Source organism: Geomicrobium sp. JCM 19055 (assembly GCF_000698185.1).
Classification (GTDB): domain Bacteria; phylum Bacillota; class Bacilli; order Bacillales; family Marinococcaceae; genus Geomicrobium_A; species Geomicrobium_A sediminis.
Window position 1 is genome coordinate 50,581 of record NZ_BAXL01000018.1, and the last position, 22,752, is coordinate 73,332.

At 40.1% G+C, this 22,752-nt stretch carries 32 protein-coding genes and 2 pseudogenes; 2 read left to right on the forward strand and 32 right to left on the reverse strand.

Features of this window, described 5'->3' with window-relative positions; all coding sequences use genetic code 11:
* Positions 1-15: 15 nt before the first annotated feature.
* The 27 genes and pseudogenes from JCM19055_RS15865 to madL form a co-directional block, all read right to left on the reverse strand.
* Positions 16-1,188: a YndJ family transporter gene (locus tag JCM19055_RS15865; RefSeq protein WP_042360411.1), complete on the reverse strand. Its 1,173-nt coding sequence runs from the start codon at positions 1,186-1,188 to the stop codon at positions 16-18.
* The gene (locus JCM19055_RS15870; protein WP_042360412.1) at positions 1,185-1,616 is read right to left on the reverse strand and encodes a YndJ family transporter; all 432 of its coding nucleotides are present in this window, start codon (positions 1,614-1,616) and stop codon (positions 1,185-1,187) included. Before JCM19055_RS15870 ends, JCM19055_RS15865 begins: the two co-directional genes overlap by 4 nt.
* A 249-nt stretch (positions 1,617-1,865) precedes the next feature.
* Positions 1,866-3,437, reverse strand: a complete 1,572-nt coding sequence (locus JCM19055_RS15875; protein WP_042360413.1) for an ABC transporter substrate-binding protein — start codon at positions 3,435-3,437, stop codon at positions 1,866-1,868.
* Between the two features lie 296 nt (positions 3,438-3,733).
* Positions 3,734-3,997: a hypothetical protein gene (locus tag JCM19055_RS24355; protein WP_193745469.1), complete on the reverse strand. Its 264-nt coding sequence runs from the start codon at positions 3,995-3,997 to the stop codon at positions 3,734-3,736.
* Positions 3,963-4,334 carry an enoyl-CoA hydratase/isomerase family protein gene (locus JCM19055_RS15880; RefSeq protein ID WP_052366430.1) on the reverse strand — a complete coding sequence of 124 codons (372 nt, stop codon included), beginning with the start codon at positions 4,332-4,334 and terminating at the stop codon, positions 3,963-3,965. Before JCM19055_RS15880 ends, JCM19055_RS24355 begins: the two co-directional genes overlap by 35 nt.
* 31 nt (positions 4,335-4,365) lie before the next feature.
* The gene (locus tag JCM19055_RS15885; protein WP_042360414.1) at positions 4,366-4,785 is read right to left on the reverse strand and encodes a PaaI family thioesterase; all 420 of its coding nucleotides are present in this window, start codon (positions 4,783-4,785) and stop codon (positions 4,366-4,368) included.
* A 148-nt stretch (positions 4,786-4,933) separates the two neighbouring features.
* Positions 4,934-5,344 carry an acyl-CoA dehydrogenase family protein gene (locus tag JCM19055_RS30045; RefSeq protein ID WP_265182243.1) on the reverse strand — a complete coding sequence of 137 codons (411 nt, stop codon included), beginning with the start codon at positions 5,342-5,344 and terminating at the stop codon, positions 4,934-4,936.
* On the reverse strand, positions 5,317-5,715 hold the full coding sequence (locus JCM19055_RS30050; RefSeq protein ID WP_265182244.1) for an acyl-CoA dehydrogenase family protein: 399 nt from the start codon (positions 5,713-5,715) through the stop codon (positions 5,317-5,319). The genes JCM19055_RS30045 and JCM19055_RS30050 overlap by 28 nt, the downstream gene beginning before the upstream one ends.
* Positions 5,648-6,166, reverse strand: coding sequence for an acyl-CoA dehydrogenase family protein (locus JCM19055_RS30055; RefSeq protein ID WP_265182245.1), 519 nt, complete (start codon positions 6,164-6,166; stop codon positions 5,648-5,650). Before JCM19055_RS30055 ends, JCM19055_RS30050 begins: the two co-directional genes overlap by 68 nt.
* 37 nt (positions 6,167-6,203) lie before the next feature.
* Positions 6,204-6,851, reverse strand: coding sequence for an acetate--CoA ligase family protein (locus JCM19055_RS15895; RefSeq protein ID WP_042360415.1), 648 nt, complete (start codon positions 6,849-6,851; stop codon positions 6,204-6,206).
* A 63-nt stretch (positions 6,852-6,914) separates the two neighbouring features.
* On the reverse strand, positions 6,915-7,133 hold the full coding sequence (locus JCM19055_RS15900; protein ID WP_042360416.1) for a hypothetical protein: 219 nt from the start codon (positions 7,131-7,133) through the stop codon (positions 6,915-6,917).
* Positions 7,123-8,319, reverse strand: a complete 1,197-nt coding sequence (locus tag JCM19055_RS15905) for an acetate--CoA ligase family protein (RefSeq protein ID WP_052366431.1) — start codon at positions 8,317-8,319, stop codon at positions 7,123-7,125. Before JCM19055_RS15905 ends, JCM19055_RS15900 begins: the two co-directional genes overlap by 11 nt.
* Positions 8,320-8,602: 283 nt before the next feature.
* Positions 8,603-9,055 (reverse strand): helix-turn-helix domain-containing protein, encoded by a 453-nt coding sequence (locus JCM19055_RS24360; protein WP_052366432.1) that lies wholly within the window; start codon positions 9,053-9,055, stop codon positions 8,603-8,605.
* A 31-nt stretch (positions 9,056-9,086) separates the two neighbouring features.
* The gene (locus JCM19055_RS32040) at positions 9,087-9,299 is read right to left on the reverse strand and encodes a sigma 54-interacting transcriptional regulator (protein ID WP_052366433.1); all 213 of its coding nucleotides are present in this window, start codon (positions 9,297-9,299) and stop codon (positions 9,087-9,089) included.
* On the reverse strand, positions 9,257-9,583 hold the full coding sequence (locus JCM19055_RS24370; RefSeq protein ID WP_265182246.1) for a sigma-54 factor interaction domain-containing protein: 327 nt from the start codon (positions 9,581-9,583) through the stop codon (positions 9,257-9,259). Before JCM19055_RS24370 ends, JCM19055_RS32040 begins: the two co-directional genes overlap by 43 nt.
* A gap of 38 nt (positions 9,584-9,621) precedes the next feature.
* On the reverse strand, positions 9,622-10,212 hold the full coding sequence (locus JCM19055_RS15915; protein WP_042360417.1) for a PrpR N-terminal domain-containing protein: 591 nt from the start codon (positions 10,210-10,212) through the stop codon (positions 9,622-9,624).
* A complete protein-coding gene (locus tag JCM19055_RS15920; RefSeq protein WP_042360418.1) occupies positions 10,188-10,529 on the reverse strand; it encodes a hypothetical protein in 342 nt (113 codons plus the stop codon). The genes JCM19055_RS15915 and JCM19055_RS15920 overlap by 25 nt, the downstream gene beginning before the upstream one ends.
* 208 nt (positions 10,530-10,737) lie before the next feature.
* Positions 10,738-11,103: an FCD domain-containing protein gene (locus JCM19055_RS24375; RefSeq protein WP_052366435.1), complete on the reverse strand. Its 366-nt coding sequence runs from the start codon at positions 11,101-11,103 to the stop codon at positions 10,738-10,740.
* Positions 11,104-11,216: 113 nt separating this feature from the next.
* Positions 11,217-11,435, reverse strand: coding sequence for a GntR family transcriptional regulator (locus tag JCM19055_RS24380; RefSeq protein ID WP_052366436.1), 219 nt, complete (start codon positions 11,433-11,435; stop codon positions 11,217-11,219).
* Positions 11,432-13,021: a biotin-independent malonate decarboxylase subunit beta gene (gene mdcD, locus JCM19055_RS15930; protein WP_052366437.1), complete on the reverse strand. Its 1,590-nt coding sequence runs from the start codon at positions 13,019-13,021 to the stop codon at positions 11,432-11,434. Before mdcD ends, JCM19055_RS24380 begins: the two co-directional genes overlap by 4 nt.
* Positions 13,018-13,125, reverse strand: coding sequence for a hypothetical protein (locus JCM19055_RS32045; RefSeq protein WP_370543182.1), 108 nt, complete (start codon positions 13,123-13,125; stop codon positions 13,018-13,020). The genes mdcD and JCM19055_RS32045 overlap by 4 nt, the downstream gene beginning before the upstream one ends.
* Positions 13,126-13,281: 156 nt before the next feature.
* Positions 13,282-14,124 (reverse strand): triphosphoribosyl-dephospho-CoA synthase, encoded by an 843-nt coding sequence (locus tag JCM19055_RS15940; protein WP_042360419.1) that lies wholly within the window; start codon positions 14,122-14,124, stop codon positions 13,282-13,284.
* The gene (gene mdcA, locus JCM19055_RS15945; RefSeq protein ID WP_081833769.1) at positions 14,121-15,782 is read right to left on the reverse strand and encodes a malonate decarboxylase subunit alpha; all 1,662 of its coding nucleotides are present in this window, start codon (positions 15,780-15,782) and stop codon (positions 14,121-14,123) included. The genes JCM19055_RS15940 and mdcA overlap by 4 nt, the downstream gene beginning before the upstream one ends.
* A gap of 72 nt (positions 15,783-15,854) precedes the next feature.
* Positions 15,855-16,073 (reverse strand): hypothetical protein, encoded by a 219-nt coding sequence (locus JCM19055_RS24385; protein WP_265182247.1) that lies wholly within the window; start codon positions 16,071-16,073, stop codon positions 15,855-15,857.
* A 4-nt stretch (positions 16,074-16,077) separates the two neighbouring features.
* Positions 16,078-16,683: an ACP S-malonyltransferase gene (locus JCM19055_RS15950; protein ID WP_052366439.1), complete on the reverse strand. Its 606-nt coding sequence runs from the start codon at positions 16,681-16,683 to the stop codon at positions 16,078-16,080.
* A 13-nt stretch (positions 16,684-16,696) separates the two neighbouring features.
* A complete protein-coding gene (gene madM / locus JCM19055_RS15955) occupies positions 16,697-17,464 on the reverse strand; it encodes a malonate transporter subunit MadM (protein WP_042360421.1) in 768 nt (255 codons plus the stop codon).
* Positions 17,465-17,482: 18 nt separating this feature from the next.
* A pseudogene (gene madL, locus JCM19055_RS15960) lies at positions 17,483-17,853 on the reverse strand (malonate transporter subunit MadL).
* A gap of 208 nt (positions 17,854-18,061) precedes the next feature.
* Between madL and JCM19055_RS15965 the strand changes: the two are divergent.
* Positions 18,062-18,595, forward strand: a complete 534-nt coding sequence (locus tag JCM19055_RS15965; RefSeq protein ID WP_081833770.1) for a malonate decarboxylase holo-ACP synthase — start codon at positions 18,062-18,064, stop codon at positions 18,593-18,595.
* Here the strand turns inward: JCM19055_RS15965 and JCM19055_RS27540 are convergent.
* A complete protein-coding gene (locus tag JCM19055_RS27540; protein ID WP_081833771.1) occupies positions 18,592-18,774 on the reverse strand; it encodes a helix-turn-helix domain-containing protein in 183 nt (60 codons plus the stop codon). The two genes, JCM19055_RS15965 and JCM19055_RS27540, sit on opposite strands and share 4 nt — an antisense overlap.
* Before the next feature lie 167 nt (positions 18,775-18,941).
* Positions 18,942-19,247, reverse strand: a pseudogene (locus JCM19055_RS27545) (winged helix-turn-helix transcriptional regulator); the annotation flags it as partial.
* 206 nt (positions 19,248-19,453) lie between these two features.
* Between JCM19055_RS27545 and JCM19055_RS15980 the strand changes: the two are divergent.
* Positions 19,454-20,515: an alkene reductase gene (locus JCM19055_RS15980; protein WP_042360423.1), complete on the forward strand. Its 1,062-nt coding sequence runs from the start codon at positions 19,454-19,456 to the stop codon at positions 20,513-20,515.
* A gap of 28 nt (positions 20,516-20,543) precedes the next feature.
* Here JCM19055_RS15980 and JCM19055_RS15985 read toward each other — a convergent pair whose 3' ends face one another.
* The 3 genes from JCM19055_RS15985 to JCM19055_RS15995 all read right to left on the reverse strand — a co-directional run bounded on the left by JCM19055_RS15985 (position 20,544) and on the right by JCM19055_RS15995 (position 22,541).
* On the reverse strand, positions 20,544-20,759 hold the full coding sequence (locus JCM19055_RS15985) for a hypothetical protein (protein ID WP_042360424.1): 216 nt from the start codon (positions 20,757-20,759) through the stop codon (positions 20,544-20,546).
* A gap of 318 nt (positions 20,760-21,077) precedes the next feature.
* Entirely contained in the window at positions 21,078-21,611 is a 534-nt protein-coding gene (locus JCM19055_RS15990) for a hypothetical protein (protein WP_042360425.1), read from the reverse strand.
* 294 nt (positions 21,612-21,905) lie between these two features.
* Complete coding sequence (locus tag JCM19055_RS15995) at positions 21,906-22,541, reverse strand: hypothetical protein (protein WP_042360426.1); 636 nt, start codon at positions 22,539-22,541, stop codon at positions 21,906-21,908.
* Positions 22,542-22,752: the final 211 nt, after the last annotated feature.

The following is a 22,752-nucleotide window of genomic DNA, read 5'->3' on the forward strand; positions in this document are numbered from 1 at the left end:
CACCCATCCTTTTGATCAATCATTTGCTGTTAATTCATACTCAATGCTAAATAGCGATAACCCAAACAATTGAATGTCGTGATTCGCCTGTAATTCCGTGTTATGTACTTTTTTAATATGGAATGTTTCTTTTAGTGGTAAACGAATGGTAATCGAACCAATCGTGTAAAAGATGCCGTTCGGTTCGCTGTTAAGAATCAACCCTCGGTGATGATCATGTGCTGGTTGGAGTATTCCTGTCATGGTCCCATACGGCAATGGAAGAGCAATGTTCATTTTCTGATCAACCGTACTATAAATCGCAGTAAAGATATGTGCGTCATCTGACCACCGTAACCATACGCTTGGCGTTACTCTACCATCATCAGTTGAATCTAATGGTTCTACAGTTCCGTTCATCGTCGTTTTCCCGCTCTTTGGTACATTCAATTGCCCAAAACGGCTTGTAACGAAATGAATGATTGGCAACAACGGTTTAAATCTCTTTGACCATGCCACATTCGCAACCATCTTATAACGATTAGGAGACGTGTAGAAGTTTAAGATCTCAATATCGACCGCTGATGGTGTAAATGTCTCATCTGCCAACTCATCCCAATTACTTACTAGTGCTGGAGTATGGTCGCCTTTCTTCCAGCGTCCTTCATCAATTGGCTTGCTCCCGACATAGCCTCTCGTGCGCAATTGACTTACTGTAATCTCGTTGACTGACGACGGGGTACGTAATTGCCAAACGACGATAAATGCGAGCGTTGCAAAGACGCTGGCGTTAACCGCTCCGTGATAGCGTGTCATCCACTCAATCGTGACTAAGATGTTCTCTGAAAGTAAGCCAAAGCTATAAACGAGTGTCCAAGTTGTCGTAAGCGCAAAAACCAACGAGGCAGAGAGTAATGTTAATCGAAGCTTTAACGTGAATTCGTTTCGTTTCAACGCATCTAAGAACCATAAACCAACGAATAAAAACAACCCAACTGCATAAGTAGCAACAAGATAAAACTCAAGTGGTGGTCCTTGATCAATGCCAATCGCAACGAAAATCGGTCCGAGCACTAACAATATCGCAATGAATGACCATTGTTTTGGCAATCCGATTTGTTGACGTCGACTCCGAATGTAAAGACCCGCAACGACGGGTAAGAAAAACGCTGCGTAATGAAAATGAATCGCCGTAAGCCAGACGATCACGTCTGTATACGGTAAGAGCTGTGAGGTACCGGACGCCCTGCAACGAGCCACAAACCTCCTACAGGCAAATACATTAAACTTAAATTAATGAGCGCTTCTTCGCTTCGTTGAAAACCATACCGCAACTGTCGTAATAAGCCTAATCCACCGATGATGGTTACGTAAACCAACCATACTGCTGCAAACAGACCCGCAACTATACCTTGAGGTAAGAAAAACGAGACGCTTGCAATAATCGCAAAATACATCGCAACAAAAGAAGTACGCCGTAACCATCGATCAACCTTGATTTGTGGATCTTGCGTAATCAATTGAAGCAAGTGCGGTACCCATATAAACATCGAAAGTAACAAAGCCGCTTCGATGATGCCAACATACAGTAGTGCAATTACAGAAAGTAACACACCGACTGCAATAGATCCTTTCATGAACTCATCCTCTCCTATGTAACCCTACAATTATCATATCAAGGGGATTCAGCCGTTCATAGACATTTACTAAAATAGGAAAGATAAAAATAGACAAAGAACCAACGAGGCTCAATGTCTATTTTCCATAACAAAGTGACATTCATTATAATTGTAGGCCTATAACTTTAAAATATAATTAATTGGCTTACTACAGCGAAGCCAGATTTGTTATGATCAACAATAAATACTCAACTATATCTATAAAACTTATTCCGTAATTGAAGTGTCCCAAAAGATCGGCCCATCTTGAAATTCATAATTAACATTTTCATTTGATGCATATACTTTTGAAAAATCTGCGATTTTAGTAACAGGTTTATACTCATAAAACCAAGCTTGCAATTCTTCATACAATTCTTCAGCCTCGTCAGGTGTCGCCACGTTAAATTCATCTACTAATTGATCTAATTCTGAACTATTTGTCCACCCAGGTTGTTCGCTTCTTAAAAACCCAAGTGAGGTAGGAGAAATTCTTGGTGTACTCGCTCCTAAATATAAATCCCAATTTGCTGGGTCTGCTCGCAACTCTAAATATGCAGACCACTCCACAATTTCTAAATTAATGTTTAATCCAAGTTGTTCAAGTTGTTGTTGTAAAACCACACTACCATTGTAATAGTAACCATGTTCTCGACTAGCTAGAATAGTAATCTCTTCTCCAGTATATCCTGCATCTGTCAACAATTGTTTCGCCTTTTCTGGATTATGTTCGTAGTACTCTTGTTCACCGACATCGCTAGACCACAGTTCTGATTGATCTCCACTCATCAAACTATGATCTAAAGTGTAATAATCTTCACTAGTAAATGCGGCTTGTAAAATCCCTTCCTTACTAATCGCTAATGAAATTGCCTCTCTTGCTCTTTCATCTGCAAAGAGGCCTGTATCTTTATTGTACGTTAGTACATACATTCCAAATGGATGAGCATTTACATTTAAATGTGGAACAGTTCCTAACCTCTCAGCGCTATCATAACTTATATCAAATGCTACATCATATTCTCCAGTTTCCACTCCCGCTTCTCTAGTAGCTGGGTCTGTAACATCCATAAAATATAAGTTATCAATAATAGTATTCCTTTCTCCTGAAAGTCCGTCTGATTCGCCTGCCACTGATTCATAGTTTTCGTACGCACTTAAGTGGATGTATTGGTCTTGTGTCCACTCTTCCAGTTTGTATGGACCAGTTCCAATATACGTATCTACACCGGTAGTATCTTCCTCATCAATGACCTCTTTTGGCATGATAGAAGCAAAGTTCGCACCACTATAAGCTAACGTTTCTAATATTGTAGAAACAGGCGTTGGAAGTTCCATAATCACCGTATGATCACCCTCACTACTAAGTGTTGTTCCTTCTGGGAATGTATCGATTCCCGTTGTTGATACTGCAATCCATCTTTCTAGAGAGGCAACAACATCTTCAGCAATCATCTCTTTACCGTTATGAAATTGAACATTTTCCCTAAGGTTAAATGTAAAAGTAGTTCCATCATCATTTTGTTCCCAAGACTCAGCTAACATCGGTTGAACGGTAAAGTTTGAATCAAATGTCACAAGTGTTTCGAAAATATTCCTACCTATAATGGAACCATTAGTATCCATAGACATATGCGAATCTAGGACTGGAGGCAGAGCACCTAAAGCAACTCTAAGTTCTTCACTATTAATTTCTGTACTCATGTCAGCAGTTTCTCCAGAATCTGCTCCATCTGACGAACAACCGAACAACACAAGTAATAAGAAAAAGATACCGGCTTTACTCTTATTATGAAACATATTAAACCCTCCTGTACTTTACGTTAGTGTTTTCGTCATTTTAATTGTGCATGTGCAGATCTCATAGCTTAAGAAACTTACGCCCCCTATGGGAGTTTCAACGTTTATACCTCCTGGTTATTAAACCATTCAATAGCACCTTTCAAGCCCAACTCATCAATCTTTTTCCGAACTGATTTTATGCCTTCAGCTGTATGAATAATCGCATCTTGTTCGGGCCCAAACATTAACGTGTTTCGAAATCCTTGTGTTTCCATAACACGATTATGTGCTTTTTTTCTTTAGCTTAAGAATATCTAGAGGTGTTTTGGCGATGCTCGAGCTATGTTTAATGTTTCTTCTTCTAATCGATCTTTGTTAAAACACTTTGCTGCAAAACCATAGTCTGTTGCTGTTTTTCCACTAATTCTGCTACCGGCTGTCAAATCTAGCATTTTGGCACGTTGCACGCCAACATGCCATCCCCAATACATACCGACAAATCCACCTCCGAGTGGTAACGATGGGAAACCAAAAATTGCATCCTCATCTGTGATTACAATATCGCAGCAAGCCAACAATTGTGTTCCTCCTGCAAGTGCGTACTTGTACCTGAGCAATAATTGGCTTCGGGAAGTCCCATAATCTCAACCATCGCAACGTGTATTCTTCTAACTTATCGCGATCTTCTAACGTTGTTTGATTTGTATATTTTCCAACGTCATAGCCTACACTAAAAGCTTTACCTTTCGCCTTTATTATGATAACGCTTACATTTTGATCGTTTTCAACTTCATCAAGCGCTGCATCTAGATCATTAAACAACTCATTACTTAATGCATTTAATTTATCTGGACGGTTTAGTGTCAAATAAGCAACTTTCCCATTTCTTTCAACTAAAACTAATTTCTCAATCATTGATTTATTCACCCTTCCTTTTCAAATAAATTTATACTGGCATCTTTTTGACCACGTACGTAGCTCTACCAGTCGCTACTATCTTTCCGTCCTCCTCATAAATATTTGCTGTACCAACGGCTATCGTATTTCCTTTGTTTAAGACTTTTCCTTCTGCTCGTAGTGTTCCCTTCATTGCAGGCCTGAAGTAGTTGATGTTCATTTCGGCCGTTATTGCGATTGTCTTTTCATTTAAAACCGAGCGAATTGCCGTACCAATGACTGAGTCAACTAAAATAGAAAGAACACCACCGTGTAACATATTTGCTGATTGTAAAAGGTTCTCATTGAACGGCAACTCAAGAATTGCTCTGCCTTCTACAACCTCTTTAATTTGAATTCCTAATAATTCTCGAAATCGATTGTTTTTCATTAAACTTTCTTCATGTTCTTCTAATAATTGCTTTTTCATTTAAGTTTCCACCTTTCCTATTAAAATGGCTTTTACTTTTTCTATTATTGACCAAAAGAGATAGCCAATCTTTGAATGCGAGTTGCTTTATAAACAATACAGTTGTATGAACGCAAAATATACAATTTAAATAGTCAGTAAACTTTGTCTAGAACATTAAATCACCTTTCAGTAAACTTTTTGCAATCGTACGTCGGTGAATTTCAGAAGTACCATCCGGAATTCGTAAAATTCTTGCGAGACGATACCCTTCTTCCAATCCAAGTTCATTTGTGACGCCAATCCCACCATGAATCTGAATTGCACGGTCATATACTCGGCCCATCATTTCTGTACAAAACGTCTTGACCATAGAGATTTCTTTTCTAGGTGATTTCGTATTGTTTTCGATCTTCCAAGCACAATTGAGAGCCATATTTCTTGCCGCATAAATATCGATTGCACAATCTGCCAGCATTGTTTGAATCATTTGATGATCTTCAATTTTCTTTCCAAACGTTTCTCGAAGTTTCGAATAGTCTATCGCTTGTTTTAATGCCCATTGGCAGATCCGATACACTTGCCACTCATTCCTAGTCTCCCCGTGTTAATGCCATTAATTGCTCTTGTGAAACCCATGTGAAGCTCACCGACGATGTTTTCTTCAGGTACATGTAAGTGATCCAAGCTTATAATTCCTGCTTCGCCACCTAGGTCTCCCATCACTGGAATTGCGGAGTCTACAGAAAACCCTACAGAATCTGTTTCTACGAAGAAACATGTGATACCACCTTTTCGATTGGACTTCAATTCAGGGTCTGTTACTGCAAAAAGCAAACAATAATCTGCATAAGGTGCGTTTGTAATCCATTGTTTAGTTCCATTAATTACCCACTCTGACCCTTTTTTTGACTGCTTTCGTTTTGATATTCCACACGTCGGAGCCAGCATCTGGTTCTGAAAGTCCAAAACAAAGCGTTTTTTCCCCAGTTCCAATTCCACTAATGTATTTATTTTTCAAATGATCACTCAAACCATTTAAAACTGGTGTCAAACCATTCGTAAACGGTGAAGGAATAACAATGGGGTGGATTAATTTATTGTTTGGGTAATTTTTATTTAAAAATTCCTGAACAAGTAAAGCCATAACAGGTCCAAATTCTCCTGCACCAAGTTCCTTTGAACCAAACATCGTGTAGAACCCAGCTTTAGCAGATTCCATGCGTACAATTTTCCTTAATTCTTCTACCTCTGGCGCATGACGACCATCTTCTGTAAAATACTTTCTCGGATTTTTCAACAATTCTTCATTTTTTTCTTCTAATGGAATCACTTTTTTTTCAATAAATTGTTTCAAACCATTCAGTATATCCTGTGTTTCTTCTGTAACTGTAAAATTCATCGTCGCTTACTCCTATCTATATGTTATATTTGCCAGATCACGTATTTGTTAATGTAATGAGTGCGTCTGCGATTACCACACCTTCTCCATCTTGATATACCATCACTGGATTCAAATCTACTTCTTGGATCTGGTCTTCGGTAGTATAAATGAAATAGCTGAATTTTGAGATTAGTTGGCAAAGTGCTTGTAGGTCATAAGGCCGTTTTCCTCGTACTCCTTTGAATAGTTCATTAACTTGTAATTGATTGACCATATGTTTAGCTTCTTCCGGTGAAACAGGCGCTTTTCGCATCGACACATCTTTAAAGATTTCAATATAGATGCCCCCCATTCCTACAAGGACAATTTGACCGAAAACAGGGTCTTTCTTTGCGCCAATATACATTTCTAAAGGATCTCCTGTTAACATTTCCTGTATTAATACACCATCAAATTGCACACCTGGAATACCATTAATTTTGCTTTTCAAATATCTATACGATTGCGCAACTTCATGTTCATTCTCGATGTTTAAACAGACGATTCCTTCATCAGTTTTATGAAGAACTTGAGGAGACATCCCTTTCATCACTACAGGGTATCCGATTTTTTTCGCAAACTCAGTTGCCTCTTCTTCAGAAAGTGCTAGATTTTCTTTTGTAACTAGCATGCTATGGTTTTTAATTAATTTTTTTACTTTCATATTCAGTTAAGACAGCTCGCGATGAGGAAATTACAATCTTTTCTTTTTTTACTACTTTCTCGTTCATTTGATTTTTTTATTAAAATACTTACGGTAGAAATTTAAAGCTTTTAACATATAAACCGCATCAGTTGGGTCATCGGAGAGAACAAGGCCGTGATGTAAAAAAGAATTTTTCGATGCTTCATTATTTAATGTGACGGTTATGAGTGGAATTTCTTGATAACGATTCGTAATCGTTTGCAAAGCTTCGATTCGTTTTCCTAATGTATCAGGATTCAATCCGGTGTATGCTAAAAAAAGCAATAGCTGAATCATACAAACCTGTGGAAAGAACAATATCCATAAAATCTTCTAATAACGTAGGAATTGAGTTGATTTGAGCTGTTGTATCAATAGGGTTTTTCACACCAGCAATCGGTAATATTTCTTTTAATTTCTCCTGAACAACTTGGGGAGTTTCTAATACACTCAAAGATTGTTCTGACAATTGATCGGCTAACATGATGCCTACCCCACCAGATACAGTGAAAACCGCCACTCTATCACCTTTCGGAATCGGTAATTCTGTGCATGCGTAAGCGACACCAATAAACTCTTCAATAGTGCTAGCCCGGTAGACCCCAAACTGTTCAAAAATGGCATTATATACATCATCCGAACCCACTAACGAACCTGTATGCGATAATGCTGCTTGCTTTCCTACATTTGTAGTCCCGACTTTTAAGACAACGACTGGCTTGTTGTTGTCAGCAGCCAACTTAAACGCATGGATTAATTTATTTCCATCTTTAGCACCTTCAATGTAACAAGCAATAACTTTTGTACTCTTATCCTGTGCAAGATATGCAATACAATCGGCCACATCAACATCACTTTCGTTTCCAGTAGCAATAAAATGACTAAATCCGATTTGCTTTTGCTTAGCCAGCGTAAATACGTGGGAACCAAACGCACCACTTTGGCTAACGAAACCAATTTTCCCTTTTAGAGGCGTCTGATCTCCAATAATAATAGAAAACGTAGCATATACACCTTTATTTACATTAAACATCCCTAAGCAATTAGGACCCAACACTCGAACATTGTGCTTTTTCGCAATAGCAGTCATTTCTTCTTGGATTCTTCTGCCTTCATCGTCAACTTCCGCAAATCCAGCACTAAAGATTATGACCGATTGCACGCCATTCTCAGCACATTTCTTAAATTCATCTAATACTAAATCTCTTGGTAAAGAAATAACCGCTAGCTCAATGGTCTCACCGACCTCGGCAATGCCACTGTAGCATTTTAAACCTGCAATCTGATCATAGTTTGGATTAATTGGGTAAATCGAGCCTTGGTAATCATGCTTTTGTAAATACGCTAACGGCCTTCCTCCAATACGTTTAGCATCGGGAGTTGCACCAATAATTGCAATGCTCGATGGATTAAACAGTGCATCTAACGTCATCTCTTTAGTAATCATCCAATCCCCTTCTCCTTTTTCTAATTTAGCTGCTACGAAACAAGTATCCTTTTTCACTCCTTCAAGTATGTTACGTATTTTTTTATTTCACTTATCAAACATTGCAATATATATGCCAAACCTTTAGGGTGAAAAATTATTTTAAAAAGACCCTTCAATTCCCGATTTTTCATACAAAAAAAGACATGTTGATACATAAGCATATGTTTCATTTGAATAAGACAGTTTCAAAAATGAGACATAAAAAATAAAGCATTGCAAAGCCTATTAGGTTTGCAATGCTTTATTTTTGTTGTTCCGATTTTTGTAACTTCCGCCAAAGTGTACTCCGGCTCATTCCAAGAATCTTAGCTGCTTCTTGCTTATTTCCATTTGTTTCTGCTAACACTTCTTTTATTTGTTTATATTCCATCTCTTTAATTACATGGTGAAGTGGATCGCTATTTAATCCCTCATTAGATAACAATATGTTATTTTCTTTAATGGCTTCAGTGATTTGTTTTACAATTTCTAGTTTCGTCGCTTTTTCCGGATTTTCTAAGTAAGCGAACATTCGTTCAAGCGTATTTTCTAGTTCTCTAATGTTACCGTGCCAACTGTGCGTGGATAACGTTTGAACAATCTGATCTAAAGATTCAGTGATTTCATTAAGAAAATGTGGGTAGTTTCTTTCTGTATACGACGTCACAAGGTCATCGATATCATCAAGACGTTTCCTTAACGCCGGTAAAAACAAATTAAGAACCGCAATTCTATAATATAAATCTTTACGGAATTGAGCTTTTTTTCACTTTGTTTATAACATCCATATTTGTTGCAGAGATAACTCTCACGTTAACAGGTATCGTTGTTGTGTCTCCAACACGCATAACCACTTTTTCCTGTAAGACACGAAGAAGCTTCGCCTGTATACTTAAAGGAATTTCACCAATTTCATCTAAAAAAAGTGTTCCGTTATGAGCTTGTTCAAAATAACCCAATTTCCCACTTTTCTTTGCACCCGTAAATGCACCCTCACTATATCCAAAAAAAATTCACTTTCCAACAAGCTCTCAGATACAGCTGCACAATTCACAGCAATAAAAGGTTGAGCAGCTCTTGAACTTTCGTTATGAATGCTTTGTGCAAATAGCTCTTTACCTGTACCTGTTTCACCAAGTATTAGAATGTTAGAGTCGGTATGAGCAAATTGCTTTGCTTTACGAATTGTCGTTGTCATCTGATTACTCTTACCTATGATTTTTTTGAAAGCTATAGGGGGCACTCAACTTTTGACTGTACATAGTTTTTCTTATCTTTGTTTCATTTTTTTTGTAACTCATCAATATCAGAAAAAATGGCAACTGTCCCATTGAACCGCTCATTAATAAAAATTGGGAGTATGTTGATAAAAAGTAGCTTCTTTTTATATCGAATAATTTTATCTTTTACCTCTTTTGTAGAAATCAAAAGGTTACTCATCTCACTGTTAGTAAAAAGGCGAAGGATTGGTGTTCCATGGGGATCAGGATAGCTTGCCAGTTCAAGTAATTGTCGCGCCTTTTCATTAATATTTGTAATCCTGCCACGTTCATTTACAATCACTACGCCTTCATGGAACCTTTTTAGAATATACTCTTCTTGCTTGAAGCTTTTTAGTTCTTCGAACCTTGATTGAAGCAAATTAAACGCAATACTTACTGCTTGATGTATGCTTTCTTTTCCATACCATAAGATTCCATTCATCCCGTTTTGTTTAGCTAGATTTGTAATTAGACCTGATCCGATCACGATCAACTGGCCCTGTCTCTTCAATTCTCTAATTAAATGTTCCGCACCCTCAGAATCTTGGTAATGATATTGATTGATCTTGAGTTGAAAGACTTTTTCTAACTCATATTTATCACTGTGCAAAAAAAATCCTTATTATAATTAATGACATTTACTTCATTCCCAATTTCTTTTGCGATCGTCAATGCGTGTATAAAGTCGTTAATTTGTACCCTCACTGGAACCATTCTTGCACTTACATTTAATTTTATGAACACTTTATAAATGGTTTGGCCACAAATTAACACGTCATCATTAGAAATTGAGTCTGGATTTCTAAGTATTTCTTGACCTTCAAGTTTTTCAATTGTTAATCCATCAAAGTTTTTTTCTCTTTCTTTTAGCTCTTTTAGTACTAAACTGTCTAAAGGTGCAAACCCTGTTACAATTAACCTCGGCATATGAATCACCCTTTCACGCCAACCTTACATACCCTATCAACTACTTCACTACATTTATACTACTCGCAACAAGTTCGGGACATGCTTATTACAATCTTCACCTCAATCATATTAAAGTGAGTAACAATTCTCCATTACCCACTTCACACTTAGAGCACCATAAATGAGGTTTAGTTTTAGCCAATAACTTTACTCATATTTCAACCCTTTATTTTCCATGAAACCGCTCATATAACTTCAACACATCATCGGTATGTGTCGTTAATAATTGTTTTGCTTCTTGAATTTGATTTGCTTCTAGATACTGTGTTAGTTGATTATGCTCTCGTTTTGACTTCTCTAGTTTCCCTAATTCAGAGAAAGCGATTGCTTGCACGCGAAGTAGCGATGAACCTAATCGATGATACAAATCTAAGATCATTTTGCTTTGACTCATTTCAATTAAAAGTAAATGAAACTGGTGATTGTAATACGTGTATTGATACACATCTTGCTCTTTTTCCATCACTCGCTCTAGTTGTTGCATGCGGCAGACAAAGGACGGATCAACTCCGTTCTCTTCAATCCGTTCCATTGCAAGACGTTCTAGAAAATTACGTACTTCTAAAATGTCTTTGATCTCATCAAAACTATAGCTCCTTACTACCGCTCCTTTACGTGCTTCTTTCTCAACGAGCCCTTCAGCAGTTAGTAAATAAAGGGCATCACGGATAGCGCGCGGCTAATGCCATATTCATCTGCGTACTCTTTTTCAACGAGCTTATCGCCGGGTTTTAAATCTCCTGAGAGTATTTTCATAGAGATTTGATCGGCAATTTGTTTGGCCAACGAATGTTTATTTAATCCTTCCACGTTCTTCCCTACTTTCATTTGCCCACTGTTGTTCCATTTGTACTCTGACTTCAATTGAAGCTGCACGTGATTTTTTTCGCACGTGCGTTGTTAAGACGGTGTTCTGAAACTAAGCCTCCAGCCTCTAGATCCGCTAGTTGGTTAGCGATCAAGGTTTGCACGCGCGATACGTCTTCTTCAGTTGGATGTTCTACAGAGATTCCTTCAATAAGTTCGTCCGTTGCACCGAGCTTATGGAAAGAACGAACATCGTAAGCCATTGCGGGGACATCCTTTGTGAATCGTTCAAGTTCATGTAACGATCTTTTTGTCACTTTCGCTGCAGACTGCTTCGACATCACGTGTACTTGGACGTAAGGGTCATCAAATGCGAGTAGTCGATCGGCTTGTAAACCGTGGCTTAAAAAGGCAGCAGATAATGCTTTACCAACAACGAGTCCAATGACTTTATGGCCGTGTAAACGTGCTCTAGCATACGCATGAACAGCTGCTGCACACGACTGATGTAAGCCGAGTAACTCTTCTTGAGCCCCGTACGCTTGGCTAACTACATCAATAACAGCAACGATTGGCGTTTTCTGATCTTTTGTTGCATCCGCAGCAATCCATTGATCAATTACATCTGCAAGTGCATAGCCTTCAAGTAGACCGAATTCACCGTTTCTAACTCTTGGGAAGCGGTGATACGCATCTTTCGTCACCGCTAAAAGATTGAACTTCTCACCTGAGACAGTCATTGTTCCTGACTGTACCGTTGAAATACGTGAACTTTGCACGCTGTCGATGTCTGAAAGCACTTCAAGCCACGTGCGACCACGGGAATCATTCGTTCGCTCCTCGTCTTCACTTGAAGTGAAAGCTTCTACCTCTTGATATAGTAACTCATTCACGTGTTCTTCGTTGGATGTTACACGTTGATTGATTTTCGTAAGTCTTGCATGATCAACGGCCTCTTGAATTGCTTCAACAGAGTCTTCTACGAGGTATTCGATCAGTCCATTCTTCTTTCTCGACGCACTACCGATTCGTAAGTACGTTGCTTTACGGTCACGACTATTGACTTCTTCAATTCCCGCTTCTTGCTCAATCACTTCAGGACCATTTAAGCCGAGTCGAGCTTCTTTTGTCATAATTAGAGCGTTAAACAGTCCAGCTGTAATCGACATCCCACCAAAGCTTCCGATTCGACCTGGGATAATGCCCACGATTGGTACATATTGTTGGAGATTTACCGCTGCTTGTTGAATCTCAGAAATTGCGAGCAAACCGTAATTTGCTTCTTGTAACCGTACACCGCCTGTATCTAGAATAACGATGACGTCTAAATGTTTTCCCCGTTCTACATCTCGTAAAGCAAGTTCGAATGCAGCCGCAATCTTAGCTCCAGACACTTCGCCGATGCCGCCTCCTTGGAAACTCCCTTCAATTGCAATCACGCAACATGGATGGGACTTTCTCGTTCCTTTCATTACGACCACACCGTCGTCACTTTGAGGCACGATGTTTTGCTTTTCTAAGTGTGGTGAGACAAGACGATCAAATGGGCCGAGTAATTCCCTTGCTGAGTTCTCATCTAAAAGTGCTAACGTACGTTCACGAGCGGAGCATTCCGTTAACGACTGAGGTACTATGATTTTCATGAAGATGCCTCCTCAAACGCTTGTTTTAAACGAAGTCCAATAACGCCAGGCGTTGCACCAAAGTCATGAATGTGTATGGATGCACGTACATCGTAAGCAGACATGAACCGTTGCACGACTTCTTCCCACGTTTTTTTTGAAATCCTTCCACGTTCGTTTTTATGAATACTTCTCCAATATGACTTGGCTCCATAAGAATTTCTGCATCCCCAGAGCCGACAACACCTGTATGCGCACGTTTTGGAATTGCCGTTGCTGTATTATACGTGTAGCGAAACTCTTCCATGCGATTTCCCTCCTAATCGTTTCACGTACAAACTCGCTGCAAGTAGATCTGCACTGCCCCCAGGAGAAAGATTGTTTTTAATAAATCGTTCATCAACTTCCTCCATGGATAAAGCACCTCGTAATACTTGTTGAGCTTGTTGTTTCACATAAGATAATCCCTTACTTCCTGCCCGGTGAAGAACACACGTATCCGAAAGTGTTGTCATGAGCGTGAGCAGAGCAAGTTGTTTTGCTTTCGTTTCTGTGAATAGTTCAGTGGCATCGTTTAAAGTTTGTAAACCGAGTAGCACATGCGGAAATCCTGCTTGAGCTTCGCCTTTCGCACCGGTGACACCGTACCGTTTGCACGCAATAGAACCATTCGTACGAGTCGAGGAAACTTTCAGTTCAACGTTTGCAAGTTCGCCTGCAACTTCACATAGGGTAGTTGCCGTACCTTGCCCTCTTTGGATTGCATAAGCAGCACTAAGTAGACCTAAACACCAAATCGCGCCTTTATGGGTGTTCACCCCAGCAGTTACGTGTAACATTTTCCGCTCTGCCTCAATTCCAATCTCTGACAATTGCTTGCGTAATTGAAGAGACGGGGATTTCCCATAACTCACACGCGCCATTTCGGCAAAATAAGGAGCAACCGCATGACTCGATGCTTCCATCATCGCTAATGTCATATCAAGGTGGGCACCATTGTTACATTTGTCGATCAAACCTGGTTTTACAGTTAGATAAAGCTCTTCAAGTAGGGATTGTTCTGACCAACGTGCCACTTGTTCAGTGACGAGATGAACATGTAATGGATGTGTCGCTACACTCACGTCCAATAACTCCTAAACTTTTCAGGTGGGTCGTAAAGACCATCTGACCACATAACAAGTTCTTCAATGCTTTTTGCTGCTAGTAGTGAACGATTGGCCTTTTTCACATCGATTTCTAGATCATCCGTCGTTGCAATGATTCCTTGCTCTCTTAATCGGTGCTTTTGACGAGCAGTACTCGTCATCCCAAGTTCGGTAACACCAGCAACCGCTGCAATCGCTTCTTTACGTTCAGCAGGACTGTCACTTTTGTACAGGTAAGCAACCCCTTCCTCGGTTACGAGGTGTGTGACATCATCGGCATAAATCATAACAGGAGGTGTGCCTAGATTGGCTTCTTTAGCGACTTGAATGGCATCTAACTGTTCAACGAATACGGGACGGTTACCTGGTTGGTGCGTTTCCATCATTTGAACGACCAACTTACGACCACGCACGAGCTCGTCACCTGTTTTTTGCATATCAAGCCACGCTTTTGTGCTGTGTCTACGACCTTTCGGATCATGCCCCATGTTCGGTGCACCGCCAAACCCTGCTAATCGACCGCGAACAACCGTTGATGAATTACCAACATAATCCATTTGAAGTGTGGAACCGATAAACAAATCTACGGCGTATTGCCCAGCCATTTGGCAAAGCGTCCGATTTGACCGCATCGTACCGTCACTGCCGACAAAAAACACATCTGGACGCGCAGCGATGTATTGTTCCATGCCTTTCTCTCCACCAAAAGAATGAATGCTATCAATCCAACCGCTTTCTATTGCTGGGATGAGTGTCGGATGGGGGTTCGCGGCCCAATGCTTACAAATCTTTCCCCGTAAATTAAGTGATTCACCGTACGTCGGTAATAGCAATTCGATCGCGGCAGTATTAAAGCCAATACCATGGTTTAAGGACTGTACAGAATGCTTTTCATAAACGCCACGGATTGCAAGCATTGCCATGAGAATTTGAATCTCTGTAATATGTCTTGGATCTCTAGTGAACAACGCTTCCAATTGATAAGGCTCATCACCTAAAACGATCACATCAACCCACGATGAAGGGATATCAACGCGTGATAGCTCATCTACGATCTCATTTACTTGAGCGATCACAATGCCATTTTTAAATGCGGTCGCCTCAACGATCGTTGGTGTTTCTTCCGTATTTGCACCAGTGTACAAATTACCGTTCGCATCCGCTTGATCAGCGGCAACGAGGGCGACGTTCGGAATTAAATCAATAAACAATCGTCCGTAAAGTTCGATATACGTATGGATGTTGCCGACTTTGATTTCTTCGTCTTCGATCATTTGCGCAATTCGTGTACTTTGCGGTCCTGAAAATGAAAAATCAAGTCGATCAGCTATCTTGTTTTCAAATAGATCTAGATGCTCTGGTCGAGACACACTCGACATGATGAGATGTAAGTGATGAAGTGCTTCATTTGAAGCATTTGCCAATGACTTCGATAAAAACGATGCTTGCTTTTGGTTGTTGCCTTCAAGAATGACACGATCATAAGGCTCAATGACCCGTTCTAGTACTGAGACGATGTTGTCTTGTTGAACGAATTTGCCATCAATTATTGATGAAATCCGACTCAGACGATCTCTTTTTGCATCTCGCTTTTTCGTCCATCTTGTATTTGTAGACGTAGGCACACTCGTCACTCCTTAGTTACAAATTGTAGAATGTTGTCAACACTCAAGGTTTCTACTGATAGCGCTTGAATTCCTTCAAACTCACCGTGTAACAAGTCCGTATATACGGTTCCCGGGGGGAGTTGTACGTAGTTTTTTTATCCCCCGCTCAATTAACATTTTCATGGCATGATGCCATCTGACCGTTGATGCAATATTCCCTGCTAAATCTTCAACAATCGCATCTTTGTGTCGCAATAATCGTGCAGATTGATTTGACACGTACGGTAATTTCGGTGAATTGATCTTAAGATTTTTCATCGCTTCACGAAGCACATCCGCCTCTTTTTTTAAATAAAGGAGAGTGTGAAGGAACAGTCACAGATAACTTGGTTACACGACGTGCTCCTTTCTCTTTTAACGTGTCACGTATCGTTTGAAGTGATCGTTCACTTCCTGATAACACCACTTGTTGCTGAGCATTCTCATTCGCTAGATACACGTCACTTTGCGACTCTATCACGCGCAGTACGACGTTTACATCAAGGCCTTGAACGGCCATCATTCCGTATACACTCGGAAAGGCTTGCTCCATTAATCTTCCTCGAAGATCAACGAAACGAATGGCGTCCTTTAGAGTAAGTACTTCTGAAAGTACTGCTGCTGAATAAGCGCCCGCAGAATGACCGGCAACACAATCCGGTCTAATCCCTGCTTCTACAAGTTGTTTAGAACTGCTAACACCAACGATGAGTAATGCTAATTGCACGTGTCGTGTAGAACTGAAATCAGCGGTATACTGATTCACATCTTCTTGTAATTCGTCTTCAATGAGTTGTTTGATCAACTCGAAATGTTTGGTTCCTTGATAAGGTTGAAACATGTCATGACGTTGTGATCCTTGACCTGGAAATAAAAACACCGTATCCATGAAAATCGCCTCTTTATCCTCCGAAAATCAACCGCATCATCATATACAACACAGACGGCCCTAAGAGACAGCCAAGCCCTGTATAAAACGTCGCCGTAACCGCCCCGTACGGAACGAGCTTTGGATTTAATGCTGCAAGTCCACCAGCAACACCACTTGTCGTTCCGAGTAATCCCCCGAACACCATCGCAGAACGGGGATTATCAAGTCCGATATACTTACCTAGAAATGGTGTGAGTGCCATCGTTAAAATCGCTTTCACAAGGCCTGCAGCGATACTAATCGCAATCACTTCAGAACTTGCGCCGATTGCAGCACCTGTAACTGGCCCGACGATATACGTCGTGGCGCCTGCTCCAATTGTCGTTAAACTTACAGCATCGGTATAGCCAAACATTAGTGCAAACACAACACCGATCGTAAAAGAGAGCAAAATCCCAAGAACTAAAGCGAGGACACCTGTAACACCTGCTCGTTTAATCTCTCGAAAATCCGCCCCAAATGCTGTAGCCACAATCGCAAAGTCACGCATCATCCCGCCACCGAGTAAACTGATTCCTGCGAAAAGGGAGACATCGGAAAGTCCATTCTCTCCACCAGTGAGTCTTCCGCCAATGTAAGCTAGAACGAGACCGAGAAGAATGGCAATTGATGATCCGTGTACGAGTCCTCGGGTCGCATACTTTGACAACGCGTAGGCGATGACCATAATTGCACCTACAATCGCAAATCCAAAGATGAGACCATTCCCGACTAACACATTTTCGATTGATTCAATCATAGAGGACGCCCTCCTTCGTCAATCGATTCGCTTTTTTTCTTTTCCGATTCGACTGACAAGAGGAACAGCTAAAAACGAAATGACCACAACAGCAATTCCTGTCACAATCGCAAGTGGTCCACCATCGAGGGCTGCAACAACGTTCTGATTTGCAGCCATTGCGACTACGATCGGAATGTACATCGCATTCCAAAACCCTAAGCCCATTTGCGTTGGCTCACTAAGTCGGTTCGAAATTTTCAACCGATCAATGACGATAATTAAGATCAACATTGCAATCCCAACGCCACCTACATTTGCTTCTACCCGATCGCTATACCCAACCATTCTCCGAGCAACATTCCTACTATCATGCAGACCGCCAATATGGCCACACCATAAATAACCATCAACGCACTCCTTTGTAAGCGTTTTCAATTAATGGTATACAGTCGACTGTGTACTGAGTTTAGATTATAATGAGTTTACTTCTGATTGTCTATACTTTTAAGAAAATTAAATCTATTGTCTTGTTAGGAGGCAACTCATGTATAACCCTCATGATTTATTGCGCATTGATGTGACATCCGTTTTAAAAAGAAACGGTGACCTCCCGCTCTGGCACAATCTTCAATACAAAAAACCCCCTACGTCGTCGTACGACGCGGAGTCAATGATCGCTTTAGTATTCCAGTAGGAATCCGCGGTGCATCCCGTAGTGAGCGTTGTGCGATCACTGTTTCTTGTGACCATGTCCAAGGCGTGCTTACGCCCTATGAACTTCAAACCTCTGAAAGTACACGGTTACGACACAAGAAAGCACAAGAGACGTTTGGGATGTTAAAAGAGCTTTTACGTTCTATGCATTGGGGACCTACCGGAAGTGTAGGCTTTGAATTAGCCTCCGGGACACTAGCCATGAATGAACAGAGTGATTTTGATTTATTAATTCAAAGTCAGTGGTTTTCTGTAACAGAAGCGAACGATCTCATGAACCAACTTAACAAAACCCCAATGACAGTCGATCCGCTCATTCAAACAGAAAATGGTTGGTTTTTATTAAGAGAATACGCCTTAGGAAAAGGCGTACTGTTCAAAACAATGACTGGACTTGAACTGCAAGGAGACCCTTGGCGTCCGTCTCGTTCTTAGATCCCTTCGTTTTGACGCTTTATAAATTCTTCGCCCCATTGATTTAGATCTTGAAGAATTGGTTTTAACGTTTCTCCGTAATCTGTCATTGAGTACACAACTTTCGGAGGGACTTGTTGATGAACCTCACGATGAACAATCCCTTCTTTTTCGAGTTGTTTTAAATTGTTCGTGAGCATTGTACGACTTATTTGTGGAATTCTTTTTTTTGAAGATCACTAAACCGCAAATTTTCAGAAGCCAATTCACTAATAATAATCGATTTCCATTTCCCAATGATTGTATCAATGGTTGTGAGTGCCTTACACGCCTCGTTCGTATGCTCAGCTTGTTCTAGATGATCTTCTGGACGTCGATGGCCTTCGCCCCAGTCATTCATTTTCACTAATAATGGATGCAACGTAAGACCATACTCGGTCATTGAGTATTCCACTTTCGGAGGAACTTGATTATACACTTTCCTTGAAACAATCCCACTCTCTTCAAGTTCTCTCAATTTTAATGTTAACATCCGTTTCGTAATTTCAGGAATGGATCGTTGCAAGTCACTATACCGTTTTGTCCCATCATTCGTTAAATGATAAATAATAATCGGTTTCCATTTGCCGACAAACACGTTCAACGCTTGTTCTAAATCTTGATATTCATTCATCAGTTTGACTCCTTATCGTTATCATCTGTCGCAATCACCTAGTAAATCAATAAGTACGTAAAATGTTCCTATGTAATATAATAGTGCCTACTTACATAATTGGCAACAATAATGAATAATAACGGTAAGCTCACTTCATTATAAATTATTGTGAAAAACAAACACTAAGCGCAATGCAGTGTAACTACACAAAAGGAGTCAAGCAAATGAAGAACTTATGGAAAGAAATTAAAGTAGGAAATATGACCTTACCTCATCGTCTGGCGATGGCACCAATGACGAGGAGTCGTGCGTTAGAAGACGGCACGCCCCCAGAAATGGCTGCAGAATACTACAGTCAACGCGCATCATTAGGGTTACTGATTAGTGAGGGGACACAACCTTCCGCTGACGGCCAAGGCTATCTTTTATCTCCTGGGATCTACTCTTCAGAGCATGTAAAAGGGTGGAAAAACGTTGCCGATCAAGTCCATGAAAAAGGCGGCTATCTTTTTATTCAATTAATGCACGCTGGACGTGTCGCTCACCCAGAAAACACACCACACCACCGTCAAGCCGTTGCACCGTCGGCCGTTGCTCCAGGGGAGCAAATCTTTACAGCTAAAGGAATGCAAGACATTCCAGCTCCACGAGAACTCTCAAGCGAGGATATTAAAGAGGTCATTCAAGAATTCCGTCATGCAGCAAAAACTGCGATTGAAGCAGGCGCAGACGGCGTTGAGATCCACGGCGCAAACGGTTACCTTATTCACCAGTTTATCGGAGAAAACTCAAACGTTCGTGCTGATGAATATGGCAACACAGTTGAAGATCATGCTCGCTTTGCACTAGAAGTAACAAAAGCGGTAGTTGAAGAAATCGGTGCAGATAAGACAGGGTTTCGCATTTCTCCAGGAGTTCCACTCGGCGGAATTGACGAAGGGTCACAAGGACCTGACGTCTACCGTTATTTAGTCAAAGAATTAGCTAAAATGAACCTCGCTTATTTGCATGTGATGCATGTTGGCAATGACGAATTCTTAAAAGAAATTCGTTCACTTTGGCCAAACCCACTGTTAGTCAACCGAGCAGGCAGACCATTAGAAGAACTAAGTAAAGACATCGATGCCGGACTCGCAGATGTTGCTCCAGTAGGAGCATGGGCATTAGCAAACCCTGATTTTGTTGAACGATTAAAGAAAGACGCACCATTTAATGATCCAGATAAAACGTCATTTTACGGCGGCGGTAAAGAAGGCTATATCGACTATCCGTTTTTATCGAAATAATGATAATCCCCCATCTACGGGGGATTGTTCAATTTGTAGAGATCATGACCGTGCCTTCATCCCAAATGTGCAAAAAACGCTCACCTAACTGATGACTTTCTTCACTATTTCCGAATTGCTCATTTATAAATTCTGCATACTTCTCACAATCAACCATTAAACGATACGTATTTGGAGCACCGTCATGATTGTTGATTTCTAAAAGCTTGAAATGCGAGAACCCAAAATGATAACGAAAATACATAATCGCATCATCCTACTCGTAAAATACATGACATTTTCCATCGATCATTCCCTCATTTAACGTGTATTTACTGTATAGTTGCATTTTTGCCCAACAAAAAGCAGGCGTATTCACACTTCATCGGAATACGCCTGCTTTAGAGATTTCACTCTTCTAATTTCAATATATCTTCGTCTTTGAAACTCGACAATTACTCTTCAGGAACTCTTAACTTTAGTGCGATATCATAATCAGCGATTACTTGATAATCATTACCCCACATTTCCTTTAACCAAATGACCATGTCTTGTAATTCTCGGTCACCTTCCAATTCGTCCTCTAGACACTTAATTGTTCAAGCTTCTCGAGGGACCATTGAGGTTTCGGATTTTTCAAGCACTCCAATACGACTTCTTGATCTCCCCTTACTTCATCGATTAAAAATTCGATAACCGTACCTGGAATAAGTTCAGAAAATGTACACGTCATTCCTTGCTCCTCTAATAAAGAAGATAACTTTAAAACATTATAATATTGTAGCGTTTCTTCTTGATAATCTCCATCTTCAAAGAAGAGAGAATACCGTTCAAATTCTGGCGTAGGCGCCGGTCTTCTTAGAATTACATCTAGTAAGCTTCTTGATGGTTCGAATTTCTGAAGATTATAGTTACGATAGGCATGAAAACTAACCCATCTCTCTTCTTGAGCTTTATTGTAATCGACCTTCCTACCATATTTCTCTTCAATACGTTGTTCAACACTGCTCAAAACAGTTCCAAGCTTTTGTTGTTCTTCGTCTGAAAGCTTCCCATTTACTTGATTCATTCTTAATCGAAGTAATTCTTGATAGATTGGTTCGAATTCTATGCTCATTAAATAAAACGCCTCCTAAGTAAAATTTTCCCTCGCTTCATTGATGTGCGTGTAATCCAAAATCATATGTACCCATCCTGATATGGCGAACTATCTGCTTGTCAGGTGACAGATTCACCATCACGTAAAATGAGTTGAACATTAACCTCTTCAACTCGACTCTCAAAAGAAAACTCAAACGACCCAAGTTGTTCTATAACAATCGTTTCGATTTGATAAGTCCCTCGTAAGCTATTTCAATTCAACACATGATCGCAATGCTTACCGTACAGGAATTATCTCAATGACGTTCACTTAGGAAATCGTAATCGTCATCGCTTCGTCGTAATCAATAAAGAGCTGATAGTCTTTATGCCACATTTCCTTTAGCCAAAGAACCATATCATGTAATTCTGAATTCGTACTTTTTAAGATCTCGTCTAGACCTTCAATCTCATCTACTTTCGAAAGACACCATGTAGGATCGGGCAATCGCTCCATTTGTTCTTTGTCTTCTTTAGACAATTGGTTACTATAAAAGTAGTCCATGAATCCTGGAAGGACGTCTGAGAATACAATCCCTTCTTTTTCAAACATCATTTTCAACTTCATCACGTTTGGGAATTGTAAATAATTCACTTCCCAATCTTCCTCTTCGACATTAACACTGTAGCAAGGAAATTGCGGCCGGCTCAATAGAACATCCATGAAGGTTTTTTTAGGTGTTACATCTTGAAATGAGAAATTACGAAATGCGTGGATGCTTACCCAACTTTCTTCTTGCATTTGATTAAGGTCGAACTTTTTCTTATATTGTTTTTCTAACAGTTGTTCAATATCGTAAATAACAGTTTGTAATTTCTGCTTTTCAGCATGTGAAAGCGTATCTACGATTTGTTTCGTTCTTAATTGTGTTAAATCTTCATACAATTGATCCTGCTGACTGCCCATTTAGAAAGCGCCTCCTAAGTATGATTCCCTCTACTATTTTCGGAGTATTTTTAATAAGAAGTCAACCATTTGCCTACAAGTCCGTTCTTTAGTAACGTAAAAATGAACTAGTTCCTTGTTGTTGGATGACTTTAAGCCTACGAAAGTAACAGTAATCAACAAACGATTATTGGGGTTCACTGGCAACACGAAAGTGAATGACTCCACTACC